Source organism: Nocardioides sp. Root190, from assembly GCF_001428565.1.
Lineage (GTDB): Bacteria > Actinomycetota > Actinomycetes > Propionibacteriales > Nocardioidaceae > Nocardioides.
This window is the reverse complement of record NZ_LMIA01000010.1, coordinates 509,533-522,197: the sequence shown is the minus strand read 5'-3', so window position 1 is coordinate 522,197 and position 12,665 is coordinate 509,533. Positions and strand designations below refer to the sequence as shown.

The following is a 12,665-nucleotide window of genomic DNA, read 5'->3' as shown; positions in this document are numbered from 1 at the left end:
CCTCGACCAACGGGGTCGGCTACCGCACCCGGAAGCTCCAGGTCCGCACGGTCCGGTTCCCCACGGAGTCGGCCACGACCAGGCGCACCCGGTGCCGACCGGGGGCCAGGGCGCGGCGGGGTTGCCAGGTCACGACACCTCGTCGGGCGTCGTACCTGATCGCGACGAGGCGACCGTCGACGCGCAGGACGATGCCGCGTGCCCGGACGGGTGAGGGGATGTCCCGCACGCGTGCGCGGACGGTCGGGGTGCGGTCGCGGACCGGGCCGGTCGGGCCGATGAGATCGACGGCGGGGCCGCGGGAGTCGACGGTCCAGCTGCGGTGGGCCGGCGTGGGATCGACGTTGCCCGAGGGGTCGACCGCGCGGACGAGGAGGCGGTGCGGTCCGTCGCGCAGGCCGGTCAACGAGGCCGCGGGCCGGCAGCCGGTCCAGGCGCGGGAGTCGACCCGGCACAGGAAGCGGCTGCCGGGCTCGTCGCTGCCGAACCGGAAGGATGCCGTGCGGGTGCGGACCGTTCCCGACGGCCCGGCCGTGATCCGGGTCTGGGGCGGCGTCACGTCGGCGGGTACGCCGACAGTGATCTCCACCGACGCCGTCGTCTGCTTGCCGCCCGGTGCCGTCACCGTCACCGTCGCGGTGTGGACGCCCGGCGCGGTGTAGACGTGGTCGGGATCGGGCCCGCTGCCGTCGGCCCCGTCGCCGAAGGACCAGGTGTAGCCGAGGTCGGCGGTGCCGGGGCCGAGGTCCGCGCAGCCGATCCGCTTCGCCGGGTTGTCCGGGTCGTGGATGACGATCGAGACCGCCTTCGCCCCGGCGCGCAACGGCTGGGTGACGGCAACCGTCCCCGTGGTGCCGGTGGCGTCCGAGGTGAACGGCAGCCAGACCTCGTTGTCCTCGGCGAAGGGCTGGGTCTCGTCGAAGCGGAAGTGGGCGCCGCCGTGGGCGGAGCCGCAGGCCTGCTCGTGGACGTGCACGAGGTGGGCGGCGTTCGCGCGCAGCCCGGTCACGTCGAGCGCCGCCCAGGTCTGTCCGCGCGAGCGCACCAGGCTCGCCGTGCCGGTCAGCTCGGGGTAGGTCGTCAGCCCGTCGGCGTAGGAGTGGAAGGTCCCGTCGGTCGTGACGGAGGTGGAGAGCGCCACCGGCAGCGGGCTCGGCCCCGCCGTGTGGTCGGCGTGCGCGTGCACGGTCGGCAGCTCGTCCTCGACCTCGCCGACGACGATCGGGAACTCCTGCCGGAAGACCCCGCCGTTGCCGTCGGAGACCTCCAGGGTCGCGGTCCACGTGCCGGCCTCGGTGTAGGTGTGGGTCGCGTGCGCGCCGTCCACGCTGTCGGGTGCCTCGCCGGTCCCGACGTCCCACGTGTAGCTGAGGGGATCGCCGTCGGCGTCGGTGACCTCGGCGCTGAAGTGCACCTCGAGGGGAGCCGCGCCGCTCGTGGGCGTCGCGCTCGCCGTACCCGTCGGGGCGGCATTGACCGCGTCCTCCACGACGACGGTCCCGCGCATCACGACGCCGTGCAGCGAGCAGAGGTACTCGTAGGTGCCGGCCGTCGCGAAGGTACGACGGACCGCGTCCCCACCCGGGACGCGGTACTCCTGCACCGGCTCGGCCCACTCCGACCGACTGTCCTCGGAGGTCAGGTCGTGCTCGATGACGGCCCGGTCGAACTGCCACTCGACGGTGTCGCCGACCCGGACGGTGAGGACCTGCGTCCCGGTGTCCTCGGCGACCCACCGGTTGCCGTTCTCGTCATCGACGGCGTCAATGACCCAGGTCCGTGGTTCCGGCTCCGCCGACGCCAGGACCGGCACGACGGCCACCAGGCCGAGGAGCAGGAGCAGCAGGACGGGGAGGCGAGAGACCATGCGACCGATGTTCGCATACACGAACCGAGTTCGTCACCCGGTTCTCGACCGGGAATCGGTCAGCGTCAGCGCACGAAGCTGTTGTCGTGCTCCAGCGACAGTCGTGACCGGACGCTGAGCAGCGTCTCGACGATGTGGTCCTCGCGACCCGGCGTGAGCCGGCTCATCGGGACCGCGACGCTGATGCCGTCGACGGCGGGACGGATGAACGGCAGCGCGACGCCGAAGCAGCGCACGCCGATGCACGACTCGTCGCTCTCGGCGGCGTAGCCGAGGTCGGCAGCCGTGTCGATGATCGTCAGCACGGCGTCGCGGTCGACGACCGTGCGGGCGGTCAGTGCCTGGATCGTCTGCGGGACGAGGGCCTCGCGGACCTCGAGCGGCCGCTCGGCGAGGATCGCGCGTCCCAGGGCGGTGGAGTACGCCGGGAGGCGGCGTCCGACGGGGGAGTGCATCCGCAGCGGGTTCGAGGACTCGCGCTTGGCGGTGTAGATGACGTCGTTGCCGGCGAGGCGGCCGAGGTTGACGGTCTCGTCGGTGGCCTCGGCGATCTCGTCCATGATCCCGGACGCACGGGCCAGGACCGGGTCGCCGGAGAGGTAGGCGGAGCTGACCACGAGCGAGCGGATGCCGAGCTGGTAGACGCTGCCGGTGGGGTCGGTCTGCAGCCAGCCGCGGTCGACCATCGTGCGCAGCAGCGCGTGCAGGCTGCTCTTGGGGATGCTCAGCCGGGTCGAGAGCTGGAGCTGGGTGCCCGGCCCGTTGGCGGCGATCTCGTCGAGCAGGTCGAGGGCGCGAGCGGCCGACTTCACCGGCCCTGCGGCGGCGGACGTGCCACCCGTGGTGGCGGTCGTCGTGTTCTGGGTCATGGGCCCACTCCTCGTCGGCGTGCGCGCGCTGCGCACGGATGTGTCCTCGACTGTACCTGCTGTTTCACATACATGGACTGAAGTTCAACCCCTTGACCGTGACGGGCGTCACGTGTAAGTTCTCGGTTCACAGATACGAACGCAGTTCACGAAACCAAGGAGCTCTTGTGATCCAGGTCCGATATTCGACTTCTCCGTCGAGCGTGGAGACCTCCCGCGCCGAGGACCTGCGCGAGAATTTCCTCCTCGAGGACCTCTTCGGTGCCGGCGAGGTGCGTGCGGTCTACACCCACGACGACCGCATGGTCGTCGGCGGCGCGGTCCCCTCGGGCGAGCGCCTCGACCTCCCCGCGTGGGACGTGCTCGGCACGACCTCACACCTCGAGCGCCGCGAGCTCGGCATCATCAACGTCGCCGAGACCGGCCACGTGCTGGTCGACGGCGAGAAGTTCGAGCTCGGCCACCTCGACGGTCTCTACGTCGGTCGTGGCAGCGAGGTCTCCTTCACCGGTGACGACGCGGTCTTCTACTTCGTCTCCGTGCCCGCCGGCACGACGTACCCGACGACGATCCTCAAGCACGACGAGGTCGAGCCGGTCGAGATCGGCACCGACGGTGGCGCCAGCGTCCGCAGCCTCTACCGCTACGCGTGGGGCCAGGAGCTGCAGACCTACGGTCTCCAGTTCGGTGTCACCGTGATCGCCAACGGCTCGGTGTGGAACACGATGCCCCCGCACCTGCACGACCGGCGCACCGAGGTCTACATGTACGTCGACCTCGCCGAGGAGGACCGGGTCTTCCACTTCCTGGGCCAGCCCGGCGCGACCCGCCACCTCGTGGTCGGCAACCGCCAGGGCGTCATCTCCCCGCCGTGGTCGATCCACTCGGGCGCCGGCACCGGCTCCTACGCCTTCATCTGGGCAATGACGGGCGAGAACAACGTCTACACCGACCTCGACGGCGTCGCGCTGGACACGCTGTGAGTGCCGCAGCGTCCTCCCCCTTCGACCTGAGCGGTCGACTCGCGGCCGTCACCGGCGCCGGGCGTGGCCTGGGCCAGGCGGTGGCCGTCGGCCTCGCCGAGGCCGGTGCCGACCTGGTCCTGATCGGGCTGCCCGGCAGCCAGACCGAGACCGAGAAGGAGATCCGCGACCTCGGTCGCGACGTGGAGGTCATCGACCTCGACGTCTCCGACCACGACGCGATCGCCCGGGTCAGCGCGGAGCTCACCTCCCGCCGTCAGGTCGACATCCTGGTCAACAACGCCGGGATCATCGACCGCGAGGACACCGTCGACGTCACGCCGGAGGCGTGGAACAAGGTCGTCGACATCAACCTCAGCGGTCTGTTCTTCCTGAGCCAGCACTTCGGCCGCCAGATGGTCGAGCGCGGCAGCGGCAAGATCGTCAGCGTCGCCAGCCTGCTCGCCTTCCAGGGCGGCATCCGCGTCGTGTCGTACGCCGCCAGCAAGCACGGCGTCGCCGGCATCACCAAGGCACTGGCCAACGAGTGGGGCCAGTACGGCGTCCAGGTCAACGCGATCGCGCCGGGCTACATGGCGACCGACAACACCACCGCGCTCCGCGCCGACGAGGACCGCTCCCGCGCGATCCTCGACCGGATCCCCGCCGGTCGGTGGGGCACGGCTCGCGATGTCGCCGGAGCCGCCGTCTTCCTGGCCTCTCCCGCAGCGGACTACGTCAACGGACACGTCCTCGTCGTCGACGGGGGCTGGATGGCTCGTTGACCCGGTCCGACACCTCCCACGCCGCTCGGGGCGACGAATTCCCACCCTCCTCTTCTCTCACCACCCCACTTGCCGCACCATCGGCACCAAGAAACGAGGATCAACGATGACCCGCATCTCCCGTCCCGTCGCCGCGCTGTTCAGCCTCAGCCTGGCGGCTGTGGCCCTGGCCGGCTGCAGCGAGGGCAGCTCGACCGCATCCGGCGACGCCGGTTCGTGCGACCCCGCCGACATCACGCTCGTCGGCCAGGTCCGCAACGAGTCCAACCCCTACGAGGCCGCGTGGCTGGACGGCGGCGACGCCTTCGCCGAGTCCGTGGACCTCGAGCAGGAGCGACTCACCTACGACGGCGACTCGACCAAGCAGCAGGAGCAGATCCGCCAGCTCCTCGCCGGCGACACCGAGTGCCTGGTCATGAACGTCCTTCCGAACGGCGACGCCGACACCACCCCGATCGTCAAGGGAGCCGACCAGGCCGGCGCCTACCTGGTGACGCAGTGGAACAAGCCCGCCGACCTCGACCCGGGCGAGTACGACCGCTGGGTCAGCCACCTCACCTACAACGGCGAGGAGTCCGGCCAGCAGATCGGCGACGCACTCGCCGAGGCGATGGGCGGCGAGGGCGGCATCATCGCCCTGCAGGGTGTCCTCGACACCGCCGCGGCCAAGGACCGCTTCGCGGGCCTGGAGGCATCGCTGGCCAAGAACTCCGGCATGACGCTGCTCGACGACCAGACCGCCAACTTCTCCCGTGCGGAGGCGCTCGAGGTCACCAAGACCCTGCTCGCCAAGCACGGTGAGAAGGTCAAGGGCATCTGGGCGGCGAACGACGACATGGCGCTCGGCGCGCTGGAGGCCCTCAAGCAGGCCGGTCGCGACGGTGACGTCGCCGTCGTCGGCATCGACGCGGTGCCGGACGCCCTCACCGCGATCCAGGACGGCTCGATGACCGCGACGGTCTCGAGCGACGGTCCGTGGCAGGGCGGTATCGGCCTGGCCATCGGCTACTGCGCCGCGATCGGCGAGATCGACGTCGACAAGCTGCCGGAGGACAACCGTGCGTTCTTCGCCGAGCAGTTCCTGATCACCGACGACAACGTCGCCGACTTCGCGACGCCGGCCACCGACCCGGCCGACTTCGAGTGCGACAACGTCTTCAACCGCGTGGCTGGTCCGCTGTCGTGACCATGACATCCCCCGCCGAGGACGTCGACGTCGTCGCGACGCGCCCCCAGCCTCGGCGGGGGGTGTCGTTCCGGGACGCAGGTCCCCCGATCGCACTCGTGGTGATCTTCGTGGTGTTCGCGGCGCTGAGCCCGCAGTTCCGCGGCGTCGCGAACATCCAGAACATCTTCGACACGGCCGCCGTGCTGGCCGTCGTCACCTGTGGCATCACCTTCGTGCTGATGATGGGGTCGATCGACCTCTCGGCAGCCGGAGTGATGGGTGCCTCCGCGCTCGCAGTCGCACTCCTGGTGGAGAACAACCGCAACGGCAACGACTTCGGCCTGCTCGGGATCGCGATCGCGATCCTGCTCGGCGCCGCCCTCGGTGCCGTCAGCGGCCTGGCCCTGGTGCTGTTGAAGGTGCCGTCCTTCATGACCACCCTCGGCGTCTCCGCCGTGGGACTCGGCATCGCCACCCTCATGTTCAACGGGGTCCAGCCGAACATCTCCGACGCCATGCTCGAGAGCTGGGCGACCGAGCGGCTCCTCGGGTTCTCCTGGCTCGCCTGGATCGCGGTCGTCTGCATCGCGGTCGGCTGGCTGATCCAGCGCTACACCCGCCTGGGCCGCTACGCCTTCGCGATCGGCGGCGCCGAGGAGGTGCTCGCCCTCTCGGGTGTGAAGGTGGCGCCGTACAAGGTCGCCGTGTTCACCCTCGCCGGTGCCTTCTACGGGCTCGGCGGGGTGATGGTGACCAGCCAGCTGGGCGCCGGACTCGTCCAGGCCGGTGACGGCTACGACTTCTCCGCCATCACCGCAGCCGTCGTCGGCGGCACGCTGCTCACCGGAGGCCGCGGCGGTGTCCTGCACTCCGCCGTCGGCGTCCTGCTGATCATGGTGCTCACCAACGGACTCGTGCAGGTCGGCGTCAGCCCGTACTGGCAGGGCGGCGTCCAGGGCCTCATCGTCGTCGCCGCGGTTGCCGCGGCCGTCCTTCCGCAACGTCGCAGGAACCAGGTGGTCAAGTGAGCATCCACGCCCACAAGGAGGTCACGGTGCCCAACCCGGCGACCGTGCCCGCGCTCGAGGTGCGCGGACTCGTCAAGCACTACCCGGGCGTCAAGGCGCTCGACGGGATCGACTTCGTCGTCAACCAGAACGAGGTGCTCGGTCTGGCGGGCGAGAACGGCGCCGGCAAGTCGACGCTGCTCAAGGCCCTCGTCGGTCTGGTGAAGCCGGATGCCGGCGACATCTACGTCCGCGGCGAGAAGGTGAAGCTGCGCAGCGTCGTCGACGCCGCCAACCACGGCATCGGCATGGTCTTCCAGGAGCAGTCGCTCGTCCCGAACCTCACGGCCGCCGAGAACATCGTGCTCGGTTCCGAAGGTCTCGGCGTACGACGGGGCGTCTACCGCTGGGAGACGATGCGCAAGCTCGCCCAGGAGCAGCTCGACAAGATCGGGTCTCACATCGACCCGCTGGCGCGCACCGAGTCCCTCTCCTTCGCCGACCGCCAGATGGTCGAGATCGCGAAGGTGCTGCGGATCGAGCAGCGCAGCCAGCACTCGCCGGTGATCATCCTCGACGAGCCGACCTCGGTGCTGGAGTCGAAGGAGATCGAGACCCTCTTCACCCAGATCCGCCGGCTGCGCGAGTTCGCATCCGTCATCTTCGTCTCGCACCGCCTCGACGAGGTGCTCGACGTGTGCGACCGGGTGGCCGTGCTGCGCGGTGGCCAGTCCGTCGGCGAGGTGAAGGCCGCCGGTGCGGAGCCGACCGAGCTGCACCGAATGATGATCGGCTCCACCGGCTCCGAGGACCACTACCACGACGGTCTGGCCGAGCGCCCTGAGGAGCCGCGTCCGCGGCTCACCGTGCGGGGCATGTCCGGCAAGACCTTCCGCGACGTCGACCTCGACGTCCACGCGGGGGAGATCGTCGCGATCGTGGGCGTCCACGGCTCCGGCCGCGAGGACGTCTGCCGGGCCCTCTTCGGCGCCGAGCCCACGACGTCCGGCGAGGTCACCCTCGACGGCGAGGTGCTGCAGCTCTCCGGCACCCGTGCCGCCTGCGCCGCTGGGATCGGCTACGTCCCCGCCGAGCGCAAGATCGAGGGCATGGTCGGACCGATGTCGGTCGCCGAGAACATGACCCTCACCCGCCAGCAGGCCCGTTGCTCGGGGCCGATCGTGTCCCCGCGCAAGCAGGCCTCCCTGGTCGACGGCTGGATCAGTCGCCTCTCCATCCGCACCCCGCACCGCGGCACCGCGATCCAGCGACTCTCCGGTGGCAACCAGCAGAAGGTCGTCCTGGCCCGATGGCTGGTCGGCGGCGACATCCGGTTGCTGCTGCTCGACCACCCGACCCGTGGCCTCGACATCGGCGCCCGCTCGGAGGTCTACCGCCTGATGCGGGAGCTTTCCAACAACGGCGTCGCGACCGTCCTGCTGGCCGACAGCCTGGAGGAGGCGATCGGCATGGCCGACCGGATCCTCGTGATGAACGACGGCAAGGTCGCGACCCAGGTGCCCTGCCCCTCGGGCGCCAAGCCGACGCCCCTCGACCTGGTCAAGGAGATGGTATGAGCACCCCCGTCGTTGCGAAGCCGACGGCCGAGGCGCCCGTCGCGGCCCACCGGCCCACCGTCGCGAGCCGGGTGACGTCGTTCATGCCGCTCATCGCGCTGGTGGCGCTCCTGACCGCCCTCACCATCGCCGACCCGGGCTTCTTCACCCAGCGCAGCCTCACCGCGGCCGCCATGACCGCGGCGCCGTTGATCGTGCTCGCCGCCGGCGCGACCCTGGTCGTGCTGTGCGGTGGCATCGACCTGTCGATCGCCGCGATGGCTTCGCTGTCGACGGTGTTCCTGGCCCTGTGGCTGCCTGGTCTCGGTGGCCTCGCGACCCCGGCGGTGATCCTGGCCGCGGCCGCCATCGGCGCCGTCCAGGGCATCGCCCACGTCGTCCTGAGGATCCCGTCCTTCATCGTCACCCTCGGCGGGATGAGCATCTTCTCCGCGATCGCGCTGGTCGTCTCCGACGCCGGCACCGTCCCGGTCGACGACGACTCCACGATCAGCTGGCTCAACCTGTACGTCGCCACCCACATCCCGATGTCGGTGGCCGTCGCGGTCCTCGTGGTCGCGGTGCTCGGGCTGATCGTCCGGTTCACCCCGATCGGCAGCTGGATCACGGCGACCGGCTACTCCGAGTCCGCCGCCCGCCTCGCCGGCGCGCCCGTCGACCTGGTCAAGATCGGTGCGTTCTGCATCTCCGGTGCCTGCGCCGGCCTGGCCGCGGTGATGCTGGTGTCGCGCAACTTCAGCGGCAACCCGACCATGGCCGACAACCTGCTCCTGCCCGCCGTCGCCGCGATCGTCGTCGGTGGCACCGCGATCACCGGTGGCCACGGCAGCCTGTGGCGCAGCGTCGCCGGTGCCCTGGTCGTCACCCTGCTCCGGGTCGGACTGCCCATCGTGGGCGTCCCGTCGGCGTACGAGCAGATCCTGTACGGCGCGATCATCGTCGCCGCCGTCGCCCTCACCCTCGACCGCTCGAAGGTGCTGATCATCAAGTAGCCCATCCTCGTTCCCCCGTACGACGCACGATCTCCGCCGCTCGCCAAGGAAAGGCATCATGACCATCACCAGCTCCTCCCTCCTGCCCGCCGTCCGTTCGTTCATCTCCTCCCCCCGGCAGCTGCTGATCGACGGGGAATGGGTCGACGCCAAGGACGGTCGGACCTTCGACACCGTGAACCCCGCCACCGAAGAGGTGATCACGCAGGTCGCGCAGGCCTCGGCCATCGACGCCGACCGTGCGGTCGTCGCGGCCCGCAACGCCTTCGAGGCCGGCTCGCCGTGGTCGAAGATGACCCCGCGCGACCGCTCGCACCTCCTGTGGCGCATCGGCGACCTGATCGACGAGCACGTCGAGGAGTTCGCCCAGCTCGAGTCCCTCGACAACGGCAAGAGCCTGGCCTCCGCGCGCGGCGACGCCGGGGTCGCGGCCGAGCTGTTCCGCTACTTCGCCGGCTGGGCCACCAAGATGGAGGGCACCACCATCCCGATGTCGGTGCCCGGGCGCGAGTTCCACGCCTACACCCGTCGTGAGGCGATCGGCGTCGTGGCCGGCATCGTTCCGTGGAACTTCCCGCTGACGATGGCCGCCTTCAAGATCGTCCCGTCGATCACGGCCGGCAACACCGTCGTGCTCAAGCCTGCCGAGCAGACCCCGCTGACCGCGCTCCGTCTCGGCCAGCTGCTGCTCGACGCCGGCGTCCCCGCCGGCGTCGTCAACATCCTGCCCGGCTTCGGCGACGCGGGTGCGGCCCTCGTCGACCACGCCGACGTGGACAAGGTCGCCTTCACCGGCAGCACCGAGGTCGGCAAGAAGATCGCCGCGGGCGCCTCGAGGAACCTCAAGAAGGTCTCGCTGGAGCTGGGTGGCAAGGCCCCCAACATCATCTTCAACGACGCCGACCTCGAGGCCGCGATCGCCGGTGCCGCGCTGGCCGGCTACTTCAACGAGGGCCAGTGCTGCGTCAACGGCTCGCGCCTCTACGTCCAGCGCGAGGTCTTCGACGAGGTCATCGCCGGAGTGGCAGCAGCCGCGAAGGCGATCAAGGTCGGTGACGCCTTCGACCCCGCCACGACGATGGGTCCGCTGGTCTCCCAGGAGCAGCACGAGAAGGTCATGGGCTACGTCCGTGGCGCGGTCGCCGACGGCGCCACGCTGGCGGCCGGGAGCGCGGACTCCGCCGCCGACCGCGGCTACTTCTTCTCGCCCACCCTGATCACCGACGTCACCGAGCAGATGGCCGTCCAGACCGACGAGATCTTCGGCCCGGTCATCACCGCCATCCCGTTCGACACCGAGGACGAGGTCGTCGCGGCCGCCAACAACACCGTCTACGGCCTCGCCGCCGGTGTGTGGTCCAAGGACCTCGGCACCGCGCACCGGGTCGGCAGCAAGCTGCGCGCCGGAACGGTCTGGCTCAACACCTGGCACGCCGACGACGTCACCCTGCCGCGCGGTGGCTTCAAGCAGTCCGGGTGGGGTCGCGAGCTCGGCTCCTTCGGCCTCGACGACTACACCGAGCTCAAGACGGTCATCGCCGAGCTGCGATGAACGAGATCACCGTCCTGGGGTCGCACCGGGTGGTGCCTGTCGTCGTCCTCGATGACGTACGACAGGCGGACCCTCTCGGTGCGGCCCTGGTCGCGGGCGGACTCCCGGTGGCCGAGGTGACCTTCCGGTCGCCCGACGCTGCGGCCGTCCTGCGCCGGCTCGCCGATCGCGGTGACCTCGTGGTCGGTGCCGGCACGGTGCTCACCACGGAGCAGGTCGACCTGGCCCACAGGTCCGGCGCCGGCTTCGTGGTGAGTCCCGGCCTGAGCGTCGCGGTGGTCGAGCGCTGTCGTGAGCTCGACCTCCCGGTGCTTCCCGGGGTCAGCACCGCCAGCGAGATCATGCAGGCGCTCGACCTGGGCCTCGACCTGGTGAAGTTCTTCCCGGCCGAGCCCAGCGGGGGACTGCCGGCCATCAAGGCGCTGGCCGCCGCCTTCCGGCAGGTCCGGTTCCTGCCCACCGGTGGGATCACCGCCGACAGCGCGGTCGACTACCTCGCCCATCCCGCCGTCGCCGCGGTCGGCGGGAGCTGGATGGTCCCGCCCGACCTGCTCGCTGCGGGTCGCTGGGACGAGGTCTCCGCGCTGTGCGCTGCGACTGTCGGCGTACCGGCCGGGTGAGCTGGTGACCCACGTCGGTGACCCCGTGATCGCGACCCGGCCCGTCGCGGACTGCGCGTTCGACGTGGTCTCCCTGGGCGAGGTGATGCTCCGCCTCGACCCGGGGGAGACCCGGATCCGGGCTGCGCGCCGCTTCGACGTCTGGGAGGGCGGGGGCGAGTACAATCTCGCCCGCGCCCTCAGCAGTGTCTTCGAGCTGAGGGCGGGCGTGGTCACGGCGCTCGTCGACAACGAGGTGGGCCGGCTCGTGGAGAGCCTGGTGCGCGCCGGTGGCGTGGACACCTCGTTGATCCGGTGGGAGGACTTCGACGGTCTGGGCCGTCGGTCCCGCAACGGACTGAACTTCACCGAGCGCGGCTTCGGCGTGCGCTCGGCCCTGGGCGTCTCCGACCGCGCGGGTACGGCGGTGAGCCAGCTCGCGCCCGGCACGATCGACTGGGACGACCTGTTCGGCCGGCGCGGCGTGCGCTGGCTGCACACCGGCGGTGTCTTCGCCGGTCTCTCTGCGACGACCTCCGAAGTGGCGCACGAGGCCATGGCCTCGGCCCGCGCCCACGGCACGGTCGTCTCCTACGACACGAACTACCGGCCCAGCCTCTGGGCCGATCGCGGCGGCCATGGCGCTGCGCGCGCCCTCAACAACCGCCTGGTCCAGCACGTCGACGTCCTCATCGGCACTCGCTCCGACTTCTCGGGCGCCCTGGGACAGGACGGTCGGGGTGATCCCGACGCACCCTGGACCCCGCCCGACCCCGCCGCGGATCCGTACGACGCACTGTCGGCCGACGCGCAGGCGCTGGCCGACCAGCTGCCCGGCCTGCAGGTCGTCGCGAGCACGCGGCGCACCGTGCACTCGGCCAACGACAACGACTGGCAGGGCGCGGCGTGGTCCCGGACTGCCGGACTGGCGGTCTCGGTGTCCCGCCCGCACCTGAGCGTGCTGGACCGGGTCGGGGGCGGCGACGGCTTCGCCGCCGGACTCGCCTACGGCCTGCTCGGCGGCGAGGACCTCGCTGCGTGCGTGGAGCTGGGAGCAGCCCACGGGGCGCTTGCGATGAGCACACCGGGGGACACCTCGATGGCCTCGCTGGCCGAGGTCCGTGCGCTCGCCCTCGGCGGCGACGCCAGCACGCGTCGCTGAATCAGCGGTTTTCAGGCCCGTTTTGTTCATGCTCGTGAACAACCTGTCTCATTTGTTCACGTTTATGGACTTAGTTCTTGTATTTGTGTGACGGCCGTCATACGGTCCCGGCAGGGGCCCCCCAC

General features: G+C 70.6%; 11 protein-coding genes. 9 read left to right on the top strand and 2 right to left on the bottom strand.

The genetic code is table 11. The annotated features are described in order from the left end of the window. Nucleotides 1–19: 19 nt before the first annotated feature. Both ASE01_RS15335 and ASE01_RS15330 read right to left on the bottom strand, forming a co-directional pair. Nucleotides 20–1,867: a PKD domain-containing protein gene (locus tag ASE01_RS15335; RefSeq protein ID WP_157537374.1), complete on the bottom strand. Its 1,848-nt coding sequence runs from the start codon at nucleotides 1,865–1,867 to the stop codon at nucleotides 20–22. Nucleotides 1,868–1,932: 65 nt separating this feature from the next. Then, complete coding sequence (locus tag ASE01_RS15330) at nucleotides 1,933–2,736, bottom strand: IclR family transcriptional regulator (protein ID WP_056753757.1); 804 nt, start codon at nucleotides 2,734–2,736, stop codon at nucleotides 1,933–1,935. A 203-nt stretch (nucleotides 2,737–2,939) separates the two neighbouring features. On the opposite strand from ASE01_RS15330, the gene kduI reads away from it, so the two are divergent. The 9 genes from kduI to ASE01_RS15285 all read left to right on the top strand — a co-directional run bounded on the left by kduI (nucleotide 2,940) and on the right by ASE01_RS15285 (nucleotide 12,540). Next, nucleotides 2,940–3,719 carry a 5-dehydro-4-deoxy-D-glucuronate isomerase gene (gene kduI / locus ASE01_RS15325; RefSeq protein ID WP_235536038.1) on the top strand — a complete coding sequence of 260 codons (780 nt, stop codon included), beginning with the start codon at nucleotides 2,940–2,942 and terminating at the stop codon, nucleotides 3,717–3,719. Beyond that, on the top strand, nucleotides 3,716–4,483 hold the full coding sequence (gene kduD, locus ASE01_RS15320; RefSeq protein WP_056753752.1) for a 2-dehydro-3-deoxy-D-gluconate 5-dehydrogenase KduD: 768 nt from the start codon (nucleotides 3,716–3,718) through the stop codon (nucleotides 4,481–4,483). Before kduI ends, kduD begins: the two co-directional genes overlap by 4 nt. A gap of 106 nt (nucleotides 4,484–4,589) precedes the next feature. Beyond that, nucleotides 4,590–5,669 carry a sugar ABC transporter substrate-binding protein gene (locus ASE01_RS15315; RefSeq protein ID WP_056753750.1) on the top strand — a complete coding sequence of 360 codons (1,080 nt, stop codon included), beginning with the start codon at nucleotides 4,590–4,592 and terminating at the stop codon, nucleotides 5,667–5,669. Between the two features lie 2 nt (nucleotides 5,670–5,671). After that, complete coding sequence (locus ASE01_RS15310) at nucleotides 5,672–6,679, top strand: ABC transporter permease (protein ID WP_235536070.1); 1,008 nt, start codon at nucleotides 5,672–5,674, stop codon at nucleotides 6,677–6,679. Beyond that, the gene (locus tag ASE01_RS15305) at nucleotides 6,676–8,235 is read left to right on the top strand and encodes a sugar ABC transporter ATP-binding protein (RefSeq protein WP_056753747.1); all 1,560 of its coding nucleotides are present in this window, start codon (nucleotides 6,676–6,678) and stop codon (nucleotides 8,233–8,235) included. The genes ASE01_RS15310 and ASE01_RS15305 overlap by 4 nt, the downstream gene beginning before the upstream one ends. Further along, complete coding sequence (locus ASE01_RS15300; protein WP_056753743.1) at nucleotides 8,232–9,227, top strand: ABC transporter permease; 996 nt, start codon at nucleotides 8,232–8,234, stop codon at nucleotides 9,225–9,227. Before ASE01_RS15305 ends, ASE01_RS15300 begins: the two co-directional genes overlap by 4 nt. 58 nt (nucleotides 9,228–9,285) lie before the next feature. Next, nucleotides 9,286–10,779: an aldehyde dehydrogenase family protein gene (locus ASE01_RS15295; RefSeq protein WP_056753741.1), complete on the top strand. Its 1,494-nt coding sequence runs from the start codon at nucleotides 9,286–9,288 to the stop codon at nucleotides 10,777–10,779. Then, nucleotides 10,776–11,399: a bifunctional 4-hydroxy-2-oxoglutarate aldolase/2-dehydro-3-deoxy-phosphogluconate aldolase gene (eda, locus tag ASE01_RS15290; RefSeq protein ID WP_056753738.1), complete on the top strand. Its 624-nt coding sequence runs from the start codon at nucleotides 10,776–10,778 to the stop codon at nucleotides 11,397–11,399. The genes ASE01_RS15295 and eda overlap by 4 nt, the downstream gene beginning before the upstream one ends. A 4-nt stretch (nucleotides 11,400–11,403) precedes the next feature. Then, nucleotides 11,404–12,540: a sugar kinase gene (locus ASE01_RS15285; RefSeq protein ID WP_056753737.1), complete on the top strand. Its 1,137-nt coding sequence runs from the start codon at nucleotides 11,404–11,406 to the stop codon at nucleotides 12,538–12,540. Nucleotides 12,541–12,665 lie beyond the last annotated feature (125 nt).

What these genes read in the sequence shown, in the direction of transcription:
- ASE01_RS15335 (WP_157537374.1), bottom strand. Translation starts at nt 1,867, where the DNA reads ATGGTCTCTCGCCTCCCCGTCCTGCTGCTCCTGCTCCTCGGCCTGGTG.
- ASE01_RS15330 (WP_056753757.1), bottom strand. Translation starts at nt 2,736, where the DNA reads ATGACCCAGAACACGACGACCGCCACCACGGGTGGCACGTCCGCCGCC.
- ASE01_RS15315 (WP_056753750.1), top strand. Translation starts at nt 4,590, where the DNA reads ATGACCCGCATCTCCCGTCCCGTCGCCGCGCTGTTCAGCCTCAGCCTG.
- ASE01_RS15310 (WP_235536070.1), top strand. Translation starts at nt 5,672, where the DNA reads ATGACATCCCCCGCCGAGGACGTCGACGTCGTCGCGACGCGCCCCCAG.
- ASE01_RS15300 (WP_056753743.1), top strand. Translation starts at nt 8,232, where the DNA reads ATGAGCACCCCCGTCGTTGCGAAGCCGACGGCCGAGGCGCCCGTCGCG.
- ASE01_RS15295 (WP_056753741.1), top strand. Translation starts at nt 9,286, where the DNA reads ATGACCATCACCAGCTCCTCCCTCCTGCCCGCCGTCCGTTCGTTCATC.
- eda (WP_056753738.1), top strand. Translation starts at nt 10,776, where the DNA reads ATGAACGAGATCACCGTCCTGGGGTCGCACCGGGTGGTGCCTGTCGTC.